Source organism: Pedobacter sp. GW460-11-11-14-TSB4, from assembly GCF_059423705.1.
The window spans coordinates 104,230-125,814 of sequence record NZ_JBWKYI010000005.1 but is presented as its reverse complement, the minus strand read 5'-3'; the positions used below and the strand labels follow the sequence as shown (position 1 = coordinate 125,814).

The window sequence follows — 21,585 nt, the reverse complement described above, 5'->3', positions numbered from 1 at the left end:
ACTTTCAAAGGGAATCGTCATGCTGAATAATTTCAGCACCTATCATCTTGTCTTAAGACCCTGAAATAAATTCAGGGCGACGACTAGGAGGTGCCTTCTGGATCAGCATTTTCCATGCTAAAAAGATCCTGAAACAAGTTCAGGAGGACGATCGGAGGAAATATACCATCATCCATCTTACATTTCCCATCTTACATCCTACATTTCCCATCTCAAAACCTACCTACCCTGATATCGCGTTTATAATATCATATTGTGTAATAATTTCGATCTTACCTGTTTCATCTTCCACTAAAACAGCAGAATTTTCTTTATTAATTAGAGAAGAAATTTTATCAATTGAGGTATTTAAATCAACAAACGGGAAAGTAGCCGTCATAATTTCTGAAATGGGTGCCGATTTTAAGCCTGGATTTTCAAGCAGTGCGCTTAAAATATCGCTTTCAGCAATTTTACCCACAATCATGCCTTGCTGTGTTACCGGAATTTGAGAAATATTCATCGATTTGATGGTATTGATCGCTTCGAGCACCGATTTTTGTGCATCAAGGGTTACAATTTCTGTACTTTCTTTTTTAGACAAAATAGATTTAGCGGTTAATTTTTCGTCCTGTAAAAATCCACGCTCACGCAACCAATCTTCATTATACATTTTGCCCATGTAACGGCTGCCGTGGTCGTGAAAAATAACCACAACAACATCTTCGGGCTTCAGTTTATCTTTGAGCTGGATTAATCCACCAATAGCCGCACCGGCAGAGTTACCTACGAAAATACCTTCTTTACGCGCAATATCTCGCGTCATTAAAGCAGCATCTTTATCTGTAACCTTTTCAAACAGATCGATTACATCAAAATTTACGTTTGCCGGAAGAAAATCTTCGCCAATACCCTCTGTGATGTATGGATAAATTTCATCCTTATCAAATATGCCCGTCTCTTTATATTTTTTGAAAACCGAACCGTAGGTATCGATCCCCCAGACTTTAATATTTGGATTCTTTTCTTTCAGATATTTCCCGGTTCCGGAAATGGTTCCACCTGTACCCACGCCAACCACCAGGTGTGTAATTTTACCTTCTGTTTGCGCCCATATCTCAGGACCAGTTTGCTCATAATGTGCCTGTGAGTTGGCTAAGTTATCGTACTGATTGGGTTTCCATGAATTTGGAACCTCGCGTTCTAAACGCGACGAAACAGAGTAATACGAACGGGGATCTTCAGGTTCTACGTTTGTAGGACAAACGATTACTTCGGCACCAAAGGCACGTAAAGCATCAACCTTTTCTTTCGATTGTTTATCGGTAGTGGTAAAAATACATTTGTAACCTTTAATAATGGCTGCCATGGCCAGGCCCATACCTGTATTTCCGGATGTTCCTTCTATAATGGTTCCGCCTGGTTTTAGTTTACCACTTTTCTCAGCATCTTCAATCATTTTAACGGCCATACGGTCTTTAATTGAGTTGCCCGGATTAGTAGTCTCTATTTTCGCCAGAATTGTTCCCGGAACTCCTTTTGTTATCGTATTTAATTTCACCAATGGCGTATTGCCAATAGTTTCTAAAATATTATTGTACCACATCTTGCAAAATTAAGCAAAGGCATTAAGTATTTTACAAACTATATTTTATTTGAAACATAATTTTGAAAATAAAAATTAAGAAGAATTTAATTTCATAATCTATAATTATGATAGGCATTATAGATTGATTATTGGGCAAAATGCAATTTCAATTTTCTTACAGGAGTTTATATATCTTTCCTGGCAGCGATACAATAATGCCCTGCATCTCTAAGGTAAGGATTACGATGGCCAGTTTACTTTGCTGAATATTCAATTGAGCGCATAGTTCATCTATAGAAAGCTGACCATTTTGCAAGGCATCAACAACCCGCTGTTCGTTAGGCGTAAGATTTAACTGCAACCTGGTTTGCTGGATAGGGTGCTTGCCTTTCACTTCATCATCCCAACCTAAATAATAAATCAGGTCATTGGCATTATTTATTAAGCCGGCCCTATTGGTCTTAATCAAGAAATTACAACCTTCTGAAAAAACATCATTTGTTCTACCCGGAAAAGCATATACATCTTTATTATAGGAATTTGCGATTTCTGCGGTTATTAAAGCGCCTCCCTTTATTGATGCTTCAACTACAACGGTAGCATCTGCAATACCTGCAATAATCCGGTTTCTTTGTGGAAAATTCTGCCGGTCGGGATTGGTTAGGATGGGAAACTCGGTGAGCAGGCCTCCATTTGAAACCATTTTCTGCGCTACCGTTTTATGAATTTTTGGATACATTCGATCCAAGCCATGACCAAGCACACCAACAGTAGGAATATTATTTGCCAGGCATTCTTTATGGGCGGTTACATCAATGCCATAAGCCAGGCCACTAACGATTAAAACATTGTATGGTGCTAAAACTTCGCACAATTCCTTACAGAGATTTTTCCCGTAACTTGTTGCATTACGGGTTCCAACAATGCTGATGATACGTTGCTGGTTAAAATCAGCGGTACCTTTGGCATAAAGCAGTATGGGCGAATCGATGCAATTCTTTAATCTTTTAGGATATTTCTCGTCGGAGAAAAACAATACTTCTATCCCGTGTTTTTCAATAAAATCCAATTCTTGCCTGGCCCTTACCAAAGCATCGCTGCCACGGATGGCTTCAATTGTTTTCTCTCCAATACCTGGAATCTGCAAAAGCTGCTTTTTACTTGCAGAAAATACATTTTCGGCACTTCCACAATAGGCAAGAAGGTTTTTGGCCGTTACCGGACCAATCGTTTTAATAAAAGTTAAGGCAATTTTATGGAGCATGCTCATGATCTGATAAGGTTAAATAAATGCGGGATGATTTATTTCCTTAAAGCAAGCTTAAAAATCAATGTCGATTAAACTTTTTAATGGAATATGAATATTGTTTTTTAGTTGTATATATTTCTCTGTTACGGCCCAAACTGTAGTATCAACTCGTTTTGGACCAATGGTGGTATTGAAAGTTATAACGGCTTTTGATTTAAATTCATTACCTAACCTTTGCGCTTCATCAAGCTTGGTTTTTAATTCAGTAGTATGATCCTCTCTTGCATTGATGATGTTTAAATAACTGATATGTTCCTTTTCTACAATTTCTATTGGCATGGTATCTCTTTAACGATTAATGTTAAACAAGCTTATCAATTTTTTATAAAAAAAGCAACTCTTATTTATTCGATTTGTGTAATAATTATAAAAAAACTGGCCAGATTTGAACTACAAATCTGGCCAATTCGGTGCATTTTTATCGCTAATTATTTAAATCTCAACTTTCTAGTTTCAACCATTCCTTTAAATTCGTGGTCCATTTTGCCAGAGAGATCTTCCACCTGAGTTTTAGATAGTGGTGAAGTACTGCTTATGGTATTATCTTTAAGGAAAGAAGAAAAACCTCCATTGGCAGAATAATATAAAGCCTGAGCCAATAGTTTTTCTGTTGGATCGCCAAAATCTTTGGTTACATCATCAAAAATATCCTTATCAACTGCCATTCCATCAAAGTAACCACCTTGATTTAATTGATTTTTGGTTTCAAACTGAGGAATGTATAAATCGTTTTTATCGATACGGATGGAGAAAAAACCAACTGGTTTGCCATAAGTTTTCTTGCCAATCAGTTTAACATCGATGACAGGTTTTAAGTTATTGATCAACAACTCGCTTGCCGACGCTGTACTACCGGTTACAATAAAGTAAACCCTGGTTAAGCCATTCAACGATCCGCGTTTAGCAAAAACTTCCTGGTTTCCAGCTGCAACAGTAGGTTTATAAGAATAATCAAAATAAGAATACATCCGTGTTACGCCATCGTTACCTTTAGCATAAAACTTCTGATTTTGAAGAATAGTGGCTTGATTATCCTGCATGGTCTGCGTCCAGTAAGTGGTATACATTACTTTACCATTTTGAGCTGTTGGTGCAATTAAATTCGTAAAGGCTTCTGATGTAGCTACCGAACCACCTCCATTATAACGCAAGTCGACAACAAGTTCAGTAATCCCGTCTGTTGAAAACTGTGTAAATGCGGCATCCAGAAAATCAGTTGAATTAGTGGTAAAACTATTGAATACAATATAACCAACTTTTTTCGGCCCTATGGTATACGTTTTGGTAAAAAGTACAGGGTTGATATTATAATTTGCTTTGGTTATGGTTACATCCTGACTAGTTCCATCTGGTTTTAAAACCGTCATTGCAACAGTTGGACTTGAACCAAAAATAGCGTTCACTACGTAATCAATCCTTGCATCACTGGTATTGATATCTGTGCTACCATTAATTTTTGTAATCTGATAACCTCTTTTTAAGCCTTGAACACCAGCAGGAGACGTTGCATATACATATTTGATTCTTAAATCATTCGTACTGGCAAAGAACACAGAGAAACCAAAATCACCAGCTACGCCGCCTAATTCGCCAGCTACGGTTCCATCATCAATAAACGAATATTTATCTTTCCCACCTGTACTCGGCAATGCTTTTAAAGCAGCTAAAACTGCGTTGTTTGAGCTATATTGTCTTGGATTAAAGGCCGAATAGCTTGGCATCCCTACATTCCAATAATAAGTTTGCTGTGCATACAGGTAAATCGAATCTTTAGTTAACTCGGCCCGGGTTCCTGGAGCGCCTTGCGGCGCATCATTTCCGTCAGGTGCATTATTTGATTTTTTACATGATGCTGTAAACCCAACCACAATAATCAAAGCACACAAAAATGTATTTTGCGAAATAAATTTTCTAAGCATATCTATTTGTAAATTTCTAGTGACTCAATATACGGCAAATTAATTAATTTAGATTGTTGCTCATCAAATTTATTTGCACCAACAACTAACGCCTGGTTTGGCGATAAATTGTTGCTGTTTAACATGTTCTGAAAAATTTCTGCTTTAGTTAAACCCAGTTCATCAACAAAATACACAGTAAGATATTGTTCCAGCCCATTCCACTCGGTTTGCTTAATTTTATTCAGTTGTTGCTCAGGATTGCCGGCCGTTACAATGAATATCTGTTTGCGATCTACCACAAGTTCCTGCATAAACTCCAGCATATTTTGATAGAGCAAAAGCTTTAAAGGTAAACGGGCATTCTGATGCAGAAGATCGAAATTATGCTTGTACTTTGTATCAATGGCAAACTGGTTTGCTGTTTTCTCAAAAAGTTTTTCGACACCATTCTTCTCATATGCTGCACGCATAAATTCAATAATAGGCTGCGCACTTTTTTGCTCGGTGTATTCTATAAACTGCGCAAACAGATAATAAACCTGCAGCAAATAATCTTTCTCCGGAAATAGCACATCATCCAATTCAAAAATTACAATCTGCTTGTCTTTAACGTATTGATTTGCATCCATATTAAATTGTAAAAAGTTTTAAATCATCAGCATTGTTATAACCAAATACGCCATTTAATTCAGGAGATACATTTGCATGTATAACATGTTCATCGGTTGAAAAAATCCGATCACCATGAATAAACACCGCAAAATTTTGATAAGCAACCTTTTCTTCAGTTATATAATCAGCAATTACATCTGCATTGGGCAACAGCACCTGGATGCCATACTCACCAAAAAGCACAGCAGATTTAGCCAGTGGCTCAAGCTCATAATCGTGCAACGGAATAATACAATCTATGGCTTCGGTGATGCAGAAATTTAACAGAATATGGGCGATACTATCTTTATTTAGCAGGCCTAGTGATGAAAAGGCATAATTTTCGGTTACTATTCCCGGCACATCGCCATAATCGGCAAGTAAAACAAAATGACTGGGAAATGCCTTCATTAGCTTTAAGGCCCTGGCATTGTTCCCTCCTGTTATCAGTATTTTCAAGGTATAATGATTGAATGAATAAATTAGTAATGGATAAAATGAGTGAGCGAATAAAGAATTAGCGCATAATCTTATACGATTAAACCATCTTTCATGCTTACCACACGATCGCTGGTTTTTGCAAGGTGTTCATTGTGTGTAACAATTACAAACGTTTGATGGAAATTATCGCGCAAACTTACAAACAACTGATGTAATCCGGCTGCATTTTCAGAGTCTAAATTCCCTGAAGGTTCATCAGCCAATATAATAGAGGGATTATTGATCAACGCTCTTGCAATGGCCACACGTTGCTGCTCGCCGCCAGAAAGCTGATTGGGTTTATGCTGGGCTCTATCTTTAAGCCCAAACAAATCTAACAGTTCAAATGCCCTGGTTTCGGCCTGTTTTTTATTGGTTTTGGCAATAAATGCCGGAATGCAAATATTTTCAATGGCGCTAAATTCTGGCAGTAAATGATGAAACTGAAACACAAAACCGATGTTCTGATTTCGGAAAGTGCTCAACAAATCGCCGTTCAGTTTATTGATAACCGTACCTTTTAATTGTACAGATCCATCATCAGGTTTATCCAATGTTCCTAAAATATGTAATAAAGTACTTTTACCTGCACCAGATGGCCCAATAATACTTACAATCTCCCCTTTTTGTACTTCAAAATTTACGCCTTTTAAAATTTGCAGATTCCCGTACGATTTTCTTATTCCAGTGGCTTTTAGCATGCTCCAAATTTAATAAAATGGTTGGTTAGTTCAATAGTTAGCGATAGTTCAACAGGTAATCATCCATTGGAAATTCATGATTGGTATATATTTCTTTAACAGCCAGGCCATGGACCATCTCACCATGAGCCATCTGGCCATTAACATCAACCAATAAAAAACAAAAAAGATTTGCATTTATCAATTTTCTATTTAACTTTGAAAAACAAAGCACTTTTAAAATGAACACTCAGGAAGAACAATTAAATGCCTTAAAAGATATCAGACAAATGATGGACAGGTCATCAAGATTTATTTCTTTGAGCGGTTTATCTGGTGTTTTTGCGGGTGTTATTGCATTAATCGGGGCTTATTTTGCCAATGATGAAATTAACAAATTCATCAACAAACGGGGTTATGGTTACGGTGTTGATGGAGAAATGGACCTGGAATTTAACCTGATCAAACTTGGTATTTTTGTTTTGGTGATTGCTTTGGCTGGCGGAATTTTGTTTACCTACAGAAAAAGTCAGAAAAACAATCTTCCCATCTGGGACAAAACCTCTAAATCACTTTTAATTAACTTATTTGTTCCATTGGTTGCAGGAGGTTTATTTATTATTGCTTTATTGGTTAACCATCCGAACACCTATGCTATTATTGCACCAAGCTGTTTAATTTTTTATGGTTTAGCGCTTATTAATGCCAGTAAATATACTTACAGCGACATTCGCTACCTGGGGCTTTGCGAGGTAATACTGGGATTGATTTGCATGTTTTACGTGGGTTATGGCTTAATATTCTGGGCTTTTGGCTTTGGTATACTGCACATTGTTTATGGTCTTTTAATGTATTTTAAATATGAGAGAGGTCAGTAAGAATGAAAAACCCGATAGCAGATTTAAATAAAATATTCGATAGCCGGATCAGGTTAGGTGTAATGTCTATCCTGGTGGTAAACGATGAGATTGGCTTTAACGACCTGAAACAAATGCTCGAGTTAACTGATGGTAATTTGGCTTCGCATTTAAATACATTAGAGCAGGCCGAATTTATTAAAGTACATAAGGGGTTTATTGGCAGAAAAACCAGTACCACCTACGCGATTACCGCTTTGGGCAAACAAGCCTTCAAAGCACATTTAGATGCACTTGAAAAAATGATCAGGAAACTATAAACATTTTTTTTTAACTATTCACTTTGAATTTCAAAGCACTTTTAAAAACATGAAAACGGAAGAAATATTAGCGCCTCAAATGAATTATTTAGGCAAAAGGCTGGCTTACTATTCTGCACTTATCGGCACATTAATACTAATAATAAACTTAATATCAGACTCTTTTTTTCTCATGATCATAGGAGCTGTTTTTACGCTTGGTGCAGCAATTGTAAATTTCTTTGTGTTAGCAATAATTCTAATTGAGCTCATTTGTGACCAAACTTCCTGGAGAAACACTGTCGCTACCATCATCTGCATGCTATTAAATATTCCTTTAGTTATTATCTACCTACTCATTATCAGTTACTTCAATTCTTAAACCTTAAACAAAATGGAAAATAAATCCAACCTCTTAACACTCTCCGTCCTGCTGGGTGGCCTCTTGTTCACTTTTCTCTTTTGGCAGGAAAGATTAGCACTCAATTTGCTTATTTATAGCATTTATTTACTAGCCATCACTTTTATTAATCCCGATGTAGTTAAAAGCAATAAACTAAAAATTTATGGTTTAGCACATCTTTTGGCAGCGGTACTGGTTGTGGTTAACAACTCCGATTTAGCTGTTGCCACCTATTACATCAGTTTACTATTATTCATCGGTTTTAGCCATAACCAACAGATCAGAACCATTTTTACTGCTTTTCTTGCCAGTATTTTACAAATGATTACGGTACCTTTTAATGCAATACGGCATTTAAGTAAAGTAAGCATAGGCAATTTTAACCTTAAACCTGTTTTTAAATTAATTAAGTATATTTTTATCCCGGTTATTGCCGTAATCTTTTTTGCCTGTTTGTATTCGGCCGCCAATAATGTTTTTGCACACTATGCCGAAAGTGTGTTAACGAGCATCGGACAGTTTTTTGAAGATATCCTTCATTTCTTTTTCAAAGATTTAAGCATCGGACGCATTGTACATTTCTGTTTCGGATTAGTTTTAACAGGTGGTTTATTGCTGGCATTTTTTGATAAAAGTTTAGAGAAAGCAGAACTGAAATGCAAGGAACAATTGGTGAGGATCAGGAAGACAATAGGTCAAAAAACGATTTGGTACAATATTGTAGAAACATTTAGCGGAAACCTCTTAACCCGAAAAATGGCCTTAAAAACCGAATATATTGTGGGCATAATTTCGTTTGTTGCACTTAACCTTTTGTTGTTGTTATTAAATGCCATCGATATTACCACGCTTTGGTTTGGCTATAAACCTTCAGGAAATTTCTCCGGCGAATTACACCAGGGCACCAATACATTAATCTTTAGTATTGTAATGGCCATGGCCATAATCCTTTACTTTTTCAGGGGAAATTTAAATTTTTACCACAAAAGCCAAACGTTAAGGGTGCTTGCCTTTACCTGGATGGCTCAAAACTTTATATTGATTATATCGGTATTGATCCGCGACAGTTATTATATCGAATTCCATGGCTTAACGCACAAGAGAATCGGTGTATTGGTATTTGCCATCCTTTGCATCATCGGTTTGGCAACGGTTTATTTTAAAGTAGCAAAACAGAAAACGATATTCTATCTTTTCAAGGTGAACGGAAATATCTGGTTCGCCTTGCTCCTAACTTTTAGCACCATTAACTGGGATGTTTTTATCGTAAAGTATAATCTGGCACACAGCACATCTATTGCGTTGGATGCAGATTACCTGCTTTCTTTATCTGAAAAAACACTTCCCACATTAGATAAAAGCCGGAATAAGCTGGTAATGCCTCCTTCATTCATCCCAGAAGAAGAAACGGTTGTCAGTGCAGATAAAAACAATGATCAAATCTTAACTCGCCTCGATAAAAGAATTGGCTATTTTAAATCGCGTTATGAGGAATCGGGCTGGTTATCGTGGAATTTACAAGATTCGAATACTGCAGCATATTTTGGATTAAACAAATAAAAATCAAAATCATGAAAGCAAAAGCATTTCTTATCTTCTTGGTAGTTGGCCTGTTCTGCTGGAATTATTACCATCAATTGAGGTCTAACCGAACATTAACGCATGCTATAATAGATCAGATTATTTCACAACAAAGCATTGATTTCTCCAAGATTGAAAATTTAGATGCAGATTATATCCTCATTGCTGCGCCTTATACTCAACTAAATACACTTCAATGTAAGTTAAAAATAGATTTAAGCAATATCCGAAACAACGGGATAAACCAGCTTGATCATTTCAACTTAGTTGTTTTTATCAAAAATGGGCAATCTGTTTGGATTTCGGAATTAAGCCGCAAATATGGCGATTTCAGGGAGACACAAATGCTTATTCCGATTGCTAAAGCAAAATTTAAGAAAGTGAAAGCTGTTTTGCAAATCGTTTTATAATTAACCGCTCAACCCTTAGCTCCCTGGTGCAAACCGCATCAGGGAAACTAAAATTATTTAATTATCCATTTAAAACTTATATTAAAATATAAAATCATGAAAAATCAGGAAACATTAAATTCAGGAAAACTAAGAATTACCATCATCTTAAGTGTAATTGCATCAATTTTAGCCATTCCATTGGTAGCCATGCAATTTACAAACGAGGTACAGTGGGACACAAGGGATTTTGCAGTAATGGGTACATTATTGCTAAGTACAGGTTTAGCCATAGAACTTGTGTTCAGAAATTTAAAAACCGGTATTTTAAGAACGGTAATACTTGTAGCGATTTTACTGGCATTATTCCTCATCTGGGCAGAACTGGCCGTTGGTATCTTCGGAACACCATTTGCAGGAAGCTAACGGACACTATTAACCCTTATGTTCCCGCAGATTTAAAATGATTAGCGCAGCGGAAATATTTTTTATGCATTTGGCAAAAACTCACTTTGTTTTTAAGCCTGATTGCAGCGGTAAGCCCGGAGCGTAGTGAGGACTTATAGCGGAAAGCAGGGCCGCGAGCCGCCACGAAGCACCGGGCCTTCGCTTTCAAATAAAAAATCGCTGCGTCTATCTGAGAAACCAGCAGGACACTATAAACAAGCGTCCATTACAGGCGCTAATTTCGGGTTTAACATAAAACGTTCATTTTATGAAAAAATCGGCAATTGCTATTTGTTTAAAGGGTTTGAAATTGTAGCTTTGGGCAAATTTTGTAGCAAATGAACCCGATACGATTAAAATATTATTTTAATCGTAATAGGCTCCATCTGACAGATAAAGACAAAAATATAAACAGATGAATATTCACGAATACCAGGGTAAACAAATATTAAAAAGTTTCGGTGTTAACGTTCAAGAAGGAATAGTTGCCGATACTCCTGAGCAAGCTGTTGAGGCTGCTAAGCAACTGAAAATAGATTACAATTCTGACTGGGTTGTAATTAAAGCGCAAATCCACGCAGGTGGTCGCGGTAAAGGTGGTGGTGTTAAATTAGCCAAAAACCTGGAAGAAGTTAAACAACGTGCAACCGATATTATTGGTATGCAATTGGTTACTCCTCAAACCGGCCCTGAAGGTAAATTGGTGAATAAGATTTTGGTCGCTCAGGATGTTTATTATCCAGGTGCTTCTGAAACCAAAGAATTCTACATCTCTGTATTGTTAGACCGTGCAAAAGGCCGTAACATTATTATGTACAGTACGGAAGGTGGTATGGATATCGAAGAGGTGGCAGAACACACGCCACACTTAATTTTCAAAGAAGAAATCGATCCTAAAGTTGGCTTACAAGGTTTCCAGGCACGTAAAATTGCTTTCAACTTAGGTGTAAGCGGTAATGCCTTTAAAGAAATGGTTAAATTTGTAAGCGCTTTATACAAAGCTTACGAAGCAACCGATTCTTCAATGTTCGAAATTAACCCGGTATTAAAAACATCTGATGATAAAGTAATTGCAGTTGATGCTAAAGTGAATCTGGATGAGAACGGTTTATTCCGTCACCCTGATTATGCAGCAATGCGCGATGTTACGGAAGAAGATCCGATGGAAGTTGAAGCAAGTGCTTCTAACCTAAACTTCGTTAACCTTGATGGTAACGTAGGTTGTATGGTTAACGGTGCTGGTTTAGCAATGGCGACCATGGATATTATTAAACTGGCTGGTGGTGAACCTGCTAACTTTTTAGACGTTGGTGGAACTGCTAATGCACAAACTGTTAAAGCGGCTTTCAACATCATTTTGAAAGACCCTAACGTTAAAGCAATTTTGATCAATATTTTTGGTGGTATCGTACGTTGCGACCGTGTTGCGCAAGGTGTAATCGATGCTTATAAAGAAATCGGTAACATTCCGGTGCCAATTATCTGCCGTTTACAAGGTACAAATGCTGAAGAAGCTAAAAAATTAATTGACGAGTCTGGCCTTCAGGTTTACTCAGCAATTGCTTTAAAAGAAGCTGCAGATTTAGTAACTAAAGTATTGGCTGAACAAGCATAGGTTTAAGCTTAAAGTCGAAAGGCCCAAGCTTAAAGCAATAACATATTCTAAAACCTTTCAGTGCAAACTGGAAGGTTTTTTTATTCCCCTCTTTTAGAGGGGTGTCCGCAGGACGGGGTGTTTCTTTAAACTATTATTTACCCTATACATAAATACCTTAAGATGATCTAAGGTGTCTTAGGTGGTTAAATTATTTAGAAAGTGAGGGATTCTATTGGTTTCGGTTACAAAAGCCCTGCTCTCAAACAATCTTTTTGTGATTTTCAGCCTGAGCGGAGTCGAAGACCCCGCAACAAAAAGTATTTCCATTCCATCAGGTTTATTGAACCAACCAGAAGTTAATCTGCACGGAATTCTAAAATATCACCAGGCTGACAATCTAAAGCCTTACAAATCGCCTCTAAAGTTTCCAAACGAACAGCCTTTGCTTTACCTGTTTTAAGTATCGATAAATTAGACATCGTAATCCCTACCCGATCGCTTAATTCGGTTAACGACATTTTACGCCTGGCCAACATCACATCTAAATTTACAATTATGGGCATAAGGCTTATATCGTTAAATCGTTTTCTTGTTGAATTTCAATCCCCCTGTTAACCACCTGTACAATGATAAAAAGCACAACAGCCATAAAAAACCACACATCAGCGCCATCCATATTTAATGTTTGGAGGTTAGCCCCCTCAACGCCATTTTCCGCTAACCAGATGGTAAATTTATAGCCTAAATGGGCAAAAAAACCTATGCCTAGCGCTAAAAAAACCTGTATCAAAATAAAATGCTTTAATTCTATACTGAAAGGCTGAGAAATGCTGAGTTTTTTATCGATAAACAATTTCACAATTAAATAGAACATGATGGCTTTTAGCACGGCAACGATAATCATCACGAGTGTGATGACCAGAAAATACCCCTGATCAAATTTGTAAACATTTGACAAATAATCTGCTCCATCCCAAAAGTTGCGTACGCCCTCTTGATTTATAAATGTTGTGATAATCGTATTAACGAGTACCCCACCTGCTTCGACACACAGGCCGATAAAAATGATCCAGGAAAGCAACTGTAATACTTTCAAAATCTGATTGGTTGTTATTTTAATTTCCATAATTACATAGTTGTTTAAAATGTAATGCCTGAGATTTATTTTACTGTTTAATAATAGAAGTAATTTCTTGTTTTAATTTCCATACAGACTACCTGACAAAAATTACATGATCAAAAACACACTGCAATAAGTGCATTTTTTGAATTGGCTTAAATCGTTTAAAAATTAAGAAACGTCATATTTATTTAATTATTTACAGCACAAACATAAATAATAAATTATTAAAATTCAAAATATATTTATTGATTTACAATAAATAATAACCGAAAAACAACCATAACCGTCATTTAATCACAAATAAGGTCAGAATTTTATTTGGAATGATTTTTGCTATAAGTAAAACTGTAAAAAACTTGTGCAAACAGCAACATTTTCAGCATTTTATCCTTTCGGATTGCTATACTATTTCGTAACTTTGCACACTCAATAATTAAAGAGCACACAATTCGTATAAATGAGACAACTCAAGATAACGCAATCCATTACCAACCGTGAAAGTCAGTCATTAGATAAATACCTACACGAAATTGGCAAAGTAGATTTAATAACAGCAGAAGAGGAAGTAATTTTAGCAAGGAAGATTCGTGAGGGCGATCAGGCTGCATTAGAGCGATTGACTAAAACCAACTTGCGTTTCGTTGTATCTGTTGCAAAACAATATCAAAATCAGGGTTTAACTTTAGGCGATTTAATCAATGAAGGTAACTTAGGTTTAATTAAAGCGGCCAAACGTTTTGATGAAACTAAAGGTTTCAAATTCATTTCTTATGCCGTTTGGTGGATTCGTCAATCTATTTTGCAGGCAATTGCCGAGCAAAGCCGTATTGTACGTTTACCTTTAAACCAGGTAGGTTCGTTAAGCAAAATCAGTAAAGCTTTCTCTAAATTAGAGCAAGAATACGAACGTGAGCCTTCTCCGGAAGAACTGGCCGATATTTTAGAAACGACAGTGGATAAAATTTCGGACACATTAAGTAACTCTGGCCGCCACGTATCAATGGATGCGCCATTTGTTCAAGGTGAAGAAAATACATTATTAGATGTATTGGAAAACCACGAACCCAATACTGATAGCTCATTGATTAATGAATCTTTATCAGAAGAGATTAAACGTTCTTTATCTACTTTAACGGAAAGAGAAAGAGAAATTATCGTTTTATTTTTCGGCTTAGGTTCTAACCACCCGCTTTCTTTAGAGGAAATTGGCGAGAAGTTTAATTTAACACGTGAACGTGTTCGTCAGATTAAGGATAAAGCCTTACAACGTTTACGTCATACTTCAAGAAGTAAAATTTTAAAATCTTATTTAGGATAAGATTTAAATGCATACAAACAGGAAAAGATCGGCAAATGCCGGTCTTTTTTTTGTTTATACTATTTATGATGGTAATTGGGCTTATTAAGGATCCTGAAACAAGTTCAGGATGACGATTATCCTAACTTGACACGTCATGCTGAATTTATTTCAGCATCTAAATGCTAATGATTCAAATCGAAAAGATCCTGAAACGAGTCCAGGATGACGATTATCCTAATTTATTGCGTCATGCTGAATTTATTTCAGCATCTAAATGCTAATAATTCAAACTGGAAGATCCTGAAACAAGTTCAGGATGACGAACATCTTAAAAATAATTCTTCTAAGGCGTCATGCTGAATTTATTTCAGCATCTATTTGCTAATAATTCAAACTGGAAAGATCCTGAAACAAGTTCAGGATGACGAACACCTTAAAAATAATTCTTCTAAGGCGTCATGCTGAATTTATTTCAGCATCTATCTTGCTAATAATTCAAGTCGAAAAGATCCTGACCTTTAAAACAATAATAACGACTAATAAAACGAGTTCAGGATGACGTTGTCGCAGGTTAAAACAACAAGTGTTTTACCGTTAATCCATTATTGATTAACTGTTTCAAAGAATCAATACCGATTCTTAAATGCGTTTCTACATATTTCTCGGTTACACTGCTATCACTTTCTGCGGTTTTAACACCTTCAGGGATCATGGGTTGATCGGAAACTAAAAGCAATGCACCAGCCGGGATTTTATTGGCAAATGCTGTGGTAAAAACCGTAGCGGTTTCCATATCTACAGCCATCGCCCTTAAAGTTTTCAAGTATTTTTTAAATTCTTTATCGTGCTCCCACACCCTGCGATTGGTGGTATAACAGGTGCCGGTCCAATAATCCCTACCGTGATCCCGAATGGTGGTAGAAATCGCTTTCTGCAACGCGAATGCTGGCAACGCAGGTACTTCTGCCGGCAGGTAATCATTTGAAGTACCTTCTCCCCTAATCGCTGCAATGGGTAAAATTAAATCGCCTAACTGGTTTTTCTTCTTCAAACCACCGCATTTACCTAAAAACAGAACCGCTTTAGGTTTAATGGCTGTTAGTAAGTCCATCATGGTTGCCGCTAAAGGACTTCCCATGCCAAAGTTGATAATGGTAATGCCATTTGCCGTAACACTTTGCATAGGCTTATCTAAACCCATAATCGGCGCATTATCGTTCCACTCCGAAAACATGCTTACATACTTACTGAAATTAGTTAACAGAATATAATCGCCAAATTGATCTAATGGCCTGCCAGTATAACGTGGCAACCAGTTTTTAACAATTTCGTCTTTCGATTTTAATCCTGATTTAACGGGAGATTCTACCTCCTTCACTCTTTTCGATTTCGCTACAATTTCCTCGTCTTTTTTTACGTCTTTTTCTTCGTTCATATTCTTTTAGTTTTGAGCATAGCGCTTGGCGCTTAGCGTTAACAAATATTATATTAAAAAAAAATCCCCCCGCTTTCGCGAGAGGATTTGAATTTTTATGCGGCCTGCAACTTTTTAAAGTCGGCCTTTTCAAATTTTTCTATCGCATAATCGAGATTGATGTGCAATTCCTTGACATCCGTCTGCGTTGGCGTATCGAACATCGCATCCAACATAATCGCTTCGCAGATTGATCTTAAGCCACGGGCACCCAGTTTATATTCCATTGCTTTATCCACAATAAAATCTAAAACATCATCCTCAAAAATCAATTTAACATCTTCGTAAGCAAAAAGCTTCACGTATTGTTTAATCAATGAGTTTTTAGGTGCCGTTAGAATGTTTCTTAATGATTCTTTATCCAATGGATTTAAGTGAGAAAGAACTGGTATACGACCAATTAATTCCGGAATTAATCCAAAAGATTTTAAATCCTGAGGTGTAATATACTTATAAAGATTTTTAAGATCTAAAACGGTCTCATCTTTCTTTACTTTGTAACCTACAGCCTGGGTACGTAAGCGATTGGCAATTTTGCGTTCAATACCATCAAATGCACCACCACAGATAAATAGAATATTGTTGGTGTTTACCGGGATCATTTTCTGATCCGGGTGCTTACGCCCGCCCTGAGGTGGAACATTTACAACCGTACCTTCTAAAATCTTCAATAAAGCCTGCTGCACACCTTCTCCTGATACATCACGGGTAATAGATGGGTTATCACTTTTACGGGCTACCTTATCTACCTCATCAATATATACAATGCCACGTTCGGCAGCCGTTACATCATAATCGGCGGCCTGAAGCAAGCGGGTTAAAATACTTTCCACATCTTCACCTACATAACCTGCTTCTGTTAAAACCGTGGCATCACAGATACAAAACGGCACATGCAAAATTTTTGCGATGGTTTTTGCCAAAAGTGTTTTTCCTGTTCCGGTTTCGCCCACCAGCATGATGTTCGATTTTTCAATCTCAATCTCGTCTTTATCAACTTTTTGATTTAAACGTTTGTAGTGATTGTAAACGGCAACAGATAATACCTTTTTAGCATCATCCTGACCAATCACATACTGATCAAGATGTTGTTTAATTTCAAGAGGCTTTAATAAATTTATAGCCTCCTGAATATTTTTTGTCCCTTTGGTCCCTAATTCCTGCGCAAGCAATTGATTGGCCTGGGTTACACATTTATCGCAGATAAATGCATCCATGCCTTCAATCAACATTAACGTTTCATGCTTGCCAGAATGGCAGAATGAACAACGGGATTCTTTATTTTGTTTCGCCATCTTTTTTTGCGTTTCTCGATAACACTTCATCAACCATACCAAATCCTTTTGCCTCGTCAGCTGTCATCCAGTAATCGCGATCTGAAGCTTTCTCTACCCAGTCGTATGTTTGGCCAGAGTGCTCTGAAATAATATCGTATAATTCTTTTTTCAATTTCAACATCTCTCTCAAGTTGATCTCCATATCAGATGCCACACCTTGTGCACCGCCTGATGGCTGGTGAATCATTACTCTTGAGTGAGGTAATGCAGCACGTTTTCCTTTTGCACCTGCTACCAATAAAACGGCTCCCATTGATGCGGCCATACCTGTACAAATTGTAGCTACATCTGGCTGTATATATTGCATCGTATCGTAAATACCTAAACCTGCATAAACCGATCCACCTGGAGAGTTAATGTAGATCTGAATGTCTCTGTCAGCGTCTGTTGATTGCAAAAACAACAACTGCGCCTGGATAATGTTTGCATTCTGATCGTAAATGGCATCACCTAAAAAGATAATACGATCCATCATCAACCTGGAGAAAACATCCATTTGCGCTACATTCAACTGGCGCTCTTCAATGATATATGGTGTCATGCTCTTCGGGTTCAGATTAGCCTGAGCAATAAATTTATCTACGTGTAAACCGCCAATCCCCTGATGTTTAACGGCAAATTTTCTGAATTCTTGTGAATCTATGTTCATTGTATGAGTTTTTTAGCAGAGGGCATAGAGTTTTAATTTCCTGTTCCCCATAGTTTCGTGAATAATAAAAAACCAAAATATAAATAATATTTCAATTATGTATTGGTTTAGACAAAGAGTATACCACATCAAAATCCATGACAATATAGCACGCTTGTTATTTCAAACTTTTAAAGAAGCTAGAAATCATCCTTGCTAAAATATCTAAATCTTCTAATAAATCTGCCAAATCCTTGTCAGAAATCAGTAGCCTTAAATTCAAAACCAAAAGGATATTAGCATTCTCAAAAACAGATCGATGCGCAAAGTTCAAAAACCTCCTAAAATCAGGTGTAGAATTAGATCCCGAACCTTCTGCAATATTATTAGATACGCTAAGAGCAGCTCCTCGAAGCTGCTCTGCAAATCTATACTTTTTTATTTCTTCTAATTTCTCAGAAATGTCAATTAACTTATTACCTACAATTATAGCTCTCTGCCAAATTAGCAAGTCTTGAAATCTAAATTTTGCCATAAGACAAAATAAGATTTTATATCATGACATTAAAATCACAAGGCACTCTGCCCTATGCTTTTTTATCCAGCGCAATAAACTTATCGTAATCAATATCTTTTTGCTCTAAAGTAACAACAGATTTGATTTGTTCGAAAGTTTTTAATGCTTTTACCTCTTCGAAAACACGGTTTGCATTTTCTTTTTCCTGTAAAAACTGAACTGCATATTGAGCCAGCTGATCTTCAGGAAGTGGGCTTGGGCTGTACATTCTGAATTGAGCATCTAATTTCGCTTTAGCTGCCTGAACTACATCCTCATATTTAATTTCGATGCTGTTATCTTTAATGATTTTGTTTTCGATTAAAGTCCATTTCAGGTTTTTAGCGAAATCATCGTAACCTTCTGTCAATTCCTCATCAGTCAGTTTTTCGTTTGTGGCTTTTAACCAGCGACGTAAAAACTCATCAGGCAATTCGAAAGTGTGTTTAGCTAAAAGTGCTTCATAAATATCGTTCGATAATTTACGTTCTGCATCTTGTTTAAACATACTTTCTACTTCCTCCGTAATTTTCGCTCTGAAACCCGCTTCGTCAGTTACCGTACCTTCACCAAATAATTTATCAAAAAACTCCTGGTTTAAGTCAGACTCTTCTAAACGGTTCACGTTTTTAACGTGAAGTTTAAAGTTTGCTTTTAATTCAGCTGCTTCTTCCTCCGAAATGTTTAAAGCTTTAGCAATTACCGCAGCATCTTCTAATGCTTTCTGGATATCGATGGTAACTTCATCATCTTTCTTTAAACCGATCAACGATTTAAGGATTTTTTTATCTTTAATCTGATCTAAACGAATAGTTGCTGTGCTGGTAATACCGCCTTCAACAGCAGTACCATCTGCAGCTACCTGAGTAAGTTCGGTATAAAGCACATCATCATCAGCCGAAACTTCAGGATTAGTCATTTTACCATAGCTGCGACGGATATTTTTGATACGGCTTTCTAAAGTTTCTTTATCAGCTTTAATTACGTATTCGGTAAATTTATCTTTAGATGAAAGATTTACATCAAAAGCAGGCGCTAAACCTAACTCATAATCAAATTCGAAATCATCTGTATTATCCCATTTAAATTCGCGTTCATCGTCCATTTTAGGAAGTGGTTGACCTAAAATTTCTAATTTTTGCTCTGCGATGTAGTTAGATAAGGTATCGTTCAACAAGTTGTTAACCTCTTCTACCAGGATACTTTTGCCATACATTTTTTTAATGTGGGCAGCAGGAACCATTCCTTTACGGAAACCAGGTAATTGTGCTTTTTTAGCTTGATCTTTAATGGCTTTCTCTACTTTTCCAGAGTAATCAGCAGGTGCGATTTTGATTTTTACAACAGCATTTAAGTTGCCGGTTTTTTCCTGTGTAATATTCATTTTTATGAGATATAGTAAGATGTACTTTAGACGGGAGAATTGCGATATGAGATTTGAGAAAAAACCATATATCGCCACAACCGACACCGCACATCAATTTTTATTAATCAATGTTTTTAAAAACAAAACCGTTCCGATGTTTAAATCGGAACGGCCTTTATCTTGTTGTGCGGAAGAAGGGACTCGAACCCCCACGCCGTGAAGCGCCAGATCCTAAGTCTGGTGCGGCTACCAATTACGCCACTTCCGCAGTTAGGATGTTGTAAGGACTGCAAAGATAGAAACAAGATTGGATAATCAAATTTTTGCAGCGCATTATAGGAGCATAAAATTGATTATTCAGCGCTGCGATCTGAAACATAGACCATTAAAATACAACATCACATTATCCATCTCACCTCCCCCGTTTTACAGCTAAAATTTCACCAGCGTTACTTCGACCAACTCAGGGCCGCCATCTAATGGATAACCTGCTACTTTTCTTCCTTTGATGGTGACCTTTTTATCCAGATAAGTATCCAGGTTGATGTTTGCGCTTTTTAAGGCATAAGTTTTATTGTCGGCTTTTAATAAATGTGTACCATATTGAAAAGTCGTCATTCCAAGTTTCTCTATTGTTCCACTTGCTGTAACTGTAGTGACGTCTCCTCCGTTTTTCATTGAACTGCAACCAGAAATTGCGGCTACAAATAGGGATAGTATTAATATTTTTTTCATAGTTATGGTAACGAGATGATTTAATTTTATGCTACAAATTACAAAAATTTAATCGCCAATAACTAATAAAGTTCTTTTTGAAACTCAAAAAAATACTGAACTGCTTTAACCAGCCTGCTTCCATACCAGCTAAACATTTCTCCATCAACCAGTATAATTTTTGTATCTGGAATGGCGGTTTGGATTTCTTCAATATGTTTTTCAGCAAAAGGATAGGGTTCGGAAGAAAGCAGGATCAGATCACAATTTAAAGTTTTCAGTTCTGCTAATGTAACCGATGGATAACGTTCTTGCGTAATCACATTAGTCATACCATTAGTAAGCAGCATGTCGTTAATAAATGTATTTTTTCCAGCTGCCATAAAGGGCTTACGCCAGATGAGATAGGCTATCTTTTTATCGATACGATTTTGAAGGGCGAGCGTTTGCAGATCATTAAATCCTGCAGCAATTAAATGGTTAAGATAACCGGCTTCCGGTTCGCGATCTACCAGCGCCCCTATCTGGCCAATCGTCTTCATTGCATCATCTAAAGTAAAAATATCGCTCATCCAAACCGGAAAGTCTGTTGCAAGCTCTTCTATATCACTTTGTGTATTTTCTTCTTTATTCCCAATAATCAAATCGGGTTTTAAATCCCTGATTAAATCAATGTTGAGTTTTTTGGTGCCACCAACCTTGGTTCTTGCTGCAAATTTTTCTATCGGATGGATGCAAAACTTGGTCAATCCGATAATTTCCTGATCCAGGCCCAAATCAAACAACAATTCTGTTTGTGAGGGCACCACAGAAATAATCCGTTTAGGTGGAAAATTAATAGAAATTTCCCTGCCCATTTGATCGATAAAGGATTTTTGCATGTTGCAAATATAGGTTATAGAAAGATTAGTCTGTTTAAAGCAAGC

General features: G+C 36.8%; 24 protein-coding genes and 1 tRNA gene. 8 read left to right on the top strand and 17 right to left on the bottom strand.

Annotated features, from left to right (window positions below; genetic code table 11):
• Positions 1–223: 223 nt before the first annotated feature.
• From AC07YT_RS07195 to AC07YT_RS07165, 7 genes are all read right to left on the bottom strand, one after another.
• Positions 224–1,585: a pyridoxal-phosphate dependent enzyme gene (locus AC07YT_RS07195; protein WP_086545410.1), complete on the bottom strand. Its 1,362-nt coding sequence runs from the start codon at positions 1,583–1,585 to the stop codon at positions 224–226.
• Positions 1,586–1,742: 157 nt separating this feature from the next.
• Complete coding sequence (dprA, locus tag AC07YT_RS07190; protein ID WP_086545409.1) at positions 1,743–2,837, bottom strand: DNA-processing protein DprA; 1,095 nt, start codon at positions 2,835–2,837, stop codon at positions 1,743–1,745.
• 51 nt (positions 2,838–2,888) lie between these two features.
• Positions 2,889–3,155, bottom strand: a complete 267-nt coding sequence (locus AC07YT_RS07185; RefSeq protein WP_086545408.1) for a hypothetical protein — start codon at positions 3,153–3,155, stop codon at positions 2,889–2,891.
• 149 nt (positions 3,156–3,304) lie between these two features.
• Positions 3,305–4,795, bottom strand: coding sequence for a S41 family peptidase (locus AC07YT_RS07180; RefSeq protein WP_145954208.1), 1,491 nt, complete (start codon positions 4,793–4,795; stop codon positions 3,305–3,307).
• Between the two features lie 2 nt (positions 4,796–4,797).
• Complete coding sequence (locus AC07YT_RS07175; protein WP_086545407.1) at positions 4,798–5,406, bottom strand: HAD family hydrolase; 609 nt, start codon at positions 5,404–5,406, stop codon at positions 4,798–4,800.
• A 1-nt stretch (position 5,407) separates the two neighbouring features.
• Positions 5,408–5,887 (bottom strand): ATP-grasp domain-containing protein, encoded by a 480-nt coding sequence (locus tag AC07YT_RS07170; RefSeq protein WP_086545406.1) that lies wholly within the window; start codon positions 5,885–5,887, stop codon positions 5,408–5,410.
• Between the two features lie 71 nt (positions 5,888–5,958).
• Complete coding sequence (locus AC07YT_RS07165; protein WP_086545405.1) at positions 5,959–6,609, bottom strand: ABC transporter ATP-binding protein; 651 nt, start codon at positions 6,607–6,609, stop codon at positions 5,959–5,961.
• A gap of 221 nt (positions 6,610–6,830) precedes the next feature.
• Between AC07YT_RS07165 and AC07YT_RS07160 the strand changes: the two genes are divergently transcribed.
• The 7 genes from AC07YT_RS07160 to sucC all read left to right on the top strand — a co-directional run bounded on the left by AC07YT_RS07160 (position 6,831) and on the right by sucC (position 12,179).
• Positions 6,831–7,466, top strand: a complete 636-nt coding sequence (locus tag AC07YT_RS07160) for a hypothetical protein (RefSeq protein ID WP_086545403.1) — start codon at positions 6,831–6,833, stop codon at positions 7,464–7,466.
• Between the two features lie 2 nt (positions 7,467–7,468).
• Positions 7,469–7,765, top strand: coding sequence for a winged helix-turn-helix domain-containing protein (locus AC07YT_RS07155; protein WP_086545402.1), 297 nt, complete (start codon positions 7,469–7,471; stop codon positions 7,763–7,765).
• A 49-nt stretch (positions 7,766–7,814) separates the two neighbouring features.
• Complete coding sequence (locus tag AC07YT_RS07150; protein ID WP_145954207.1) at positions 7,815–8,126, top strand: hypothetical protein; 312 nt, start codon at positions 7,815–7,817, stop codon at positions 8,124–8,126.
• Between the two features lie 12 nt (positions 8,127–8,138).
• Positions 8,139–9,707 (top strand): DUF4153 domain-containing protein, encoded by a 1,569-nt coding sequence (locus tag AC07YT_RS07145; RefSeq protein WP_086545400.1) that lies wholly within the window; start codon positions 8,139–8,141, stop codon positions 9,705–9,707.
• A gap of 11 nt (positions 9,708–9,718) precedes the next feature.
• Positions 9,719–10,138, top strand: a complete 420-nt coding sequence (locus tag AC07YT_RS07140) for a hypothetical protein (RefSeq protein ID WP_086545399.1) — start codon at positions 9,719–9,721, stop codon at positions 10,136–10,138.
• Positions 10,139–10,234: 96 nt separating this feature from the next.
• Positions 10,235–10,543 (top strand): hypothetical protein, encoded by a 309-nt coding sequence (locus AC07YT_RS07135; RefSeq protein WP_086545398.1) that lies wholly within the window; start codon positions 10,235–10,237, stop codon positions 10,541–10,543.
• Between the two features lie 436 nt (positions 10,544–10,979).
• Positions 10,980–12,179: an ADP-forming succinate--CoA ligase subunit beta gene (sucC, locus tag AC07YT_RS07130; RefSeq protein WP_086545396.1), complete on the top strand. Its 1,200-nt coding sequence runs from the start codon at positions 10,980–10,982 to the stop codon at positions 12,177–12,179.
• Positions 12,180–12,517: 338 nt separating this feature from the next.
• Here the strand turns inward: sucC and AC07YT_RS07125 are convergent, their stop codons facing one another.
• Together AC07YT_RS07125 and AC07YT_RS07120 are read right to left on the bottom strand one after the other, a co-directional pair.
• Positions 12,518–12,724: a helix-turn-helix domain-containing protein gene (locus tag AC07YT_RS07125; RefSeq protein WP_086545395.1), complete on the bottom strand. Its 207-nt coding sequence runs from the start codon at positions 12,722–12,724 to the stop codon at positions 12,518–12,520.
• A gap of 5 nt (positions 12,725–12,729) precedes the next feature.
• Positions 12,730–13,287, bottom strand: a complete 558-nt coding sequence (locus AC07YT_RS07120; RefSeq protein WP_086545394.1) for a DUF2975 domain-containing protein — start codon at positions 13,285–13,287, stop codon at positions 12,730–12,732.
• Between the two features lie 454 nt (positions 13,288–13,741).
• Between AC07YT_RS07120 and AC07YT_RS07115 the strand changes: the two genes are divergently transcribed.
• Positions 13,742–14,602, top strand: a complete 861-nt coding sequence (locus AC07YT_RS07115) for a sigma-70 family RNA polymerase sigma factor (protein WP_010601359.1) — start codon at positions 13,742–13,744, stop codon at positions 14,600–14,602.
• 553 nt (positions 14,603–15,155) lie between these two features.
• Here the strand turns inward: AC07YT_RS07115 and AC07YT_RS07110 are convergent.
• From AC07YT_RS07110 to AC07YT_RS07075, 8 genes are all read right to left on the bottom strand, one after another.
• Positions 15,156–16,019, bottom strand: coding sequence for an AMP nucleosidase (locus tag AC07YT_RS07110; protein ID WP_478358971.1), 864 nt, complete (start codon positions 16,017–16,019; stop codon positions 15,156–15,158).
• A 95-nt stretch (positions 16,020–16,114) separates the two neighbouring features.
• Complete coding sequence (gene clpX, locus AC07YT_RS07105; RefSeq protein ID WP_086545393.1) at positions 16,115–17,353, bottom strand: ATP-dependent Clp protease ATP-binding subunit ClpX; 1,239 nt, start codon at positions 17,351–17,353, stop codon at positions 16,115–16,117.
• A complete protein-coding gene (gene clpP, locus AC07YT_RS07100) occupies positions 17,337–18,044 on the bottom strand; it encodes an ATP-dependent Clp endopeptidase proteolytic subunit ClpP (RefSeq protein ID WP_057932889.1) in 708 nt (235 codons plus the stop codon). The genes clpX and clpP overlap by 17 nt, the downstream gene beginning before the upstream one ends.
• A 157-nt stretch (positions 18,045–18,201) precedes the next feature.
• Complete coding sequence (locus tag AC07YT_RS07095; RefSeq protein WP_086545392.1) at positions 18,202–18,558, bottom strand: four helix bundle protein; 357 nt, start codon at positions 18,556–18,558, stop codon at positions 18,202–18,204.
• Between the two features lie 52 nt (positions 18,559–18,610).
• Positions 18,611–19,963, bottom strand: coding sequence for a trigger factor (gene tig, locus AC07YT_RS07090; RefSeq protein ID WP_086545391.1), 1,353 nt, complete (start codon positions 19,961–19,963; stop codon positions 18,611–18,613).
• 168 nt (positions 19,964–20,131) lie between these two features.
• Positions 20,132–20,213, bottom strand: a tRNA-Leu gene (locus tag AC07YT_RS07085).
• A gap of 164 nt (positions 20,214–20,377) precedes the next feature.
• Entirely contained in the window at positions 20,378–20,680 is a 303-nt protein-coding gene (locus AC07YT_RS07080; protein WP_145954206.1) for a hypothetical protein, read from the bottom strand.
• A gap of 62 nt (positions 20,681–20,742) precedes the next feature.
• Positions 20,743–21,540 (bottom strand): helical backbone metal receptor, encoded by a 798-nt coding sequence (locus AC07YT_RS07075; protein WP_086545389.1) that lies wholly within the window; start codon positions 21,538–21,540, stop codon positions 20,743–20,745.
• Positions 21,541–21,585: the final 45 nt, after the last annotated feature.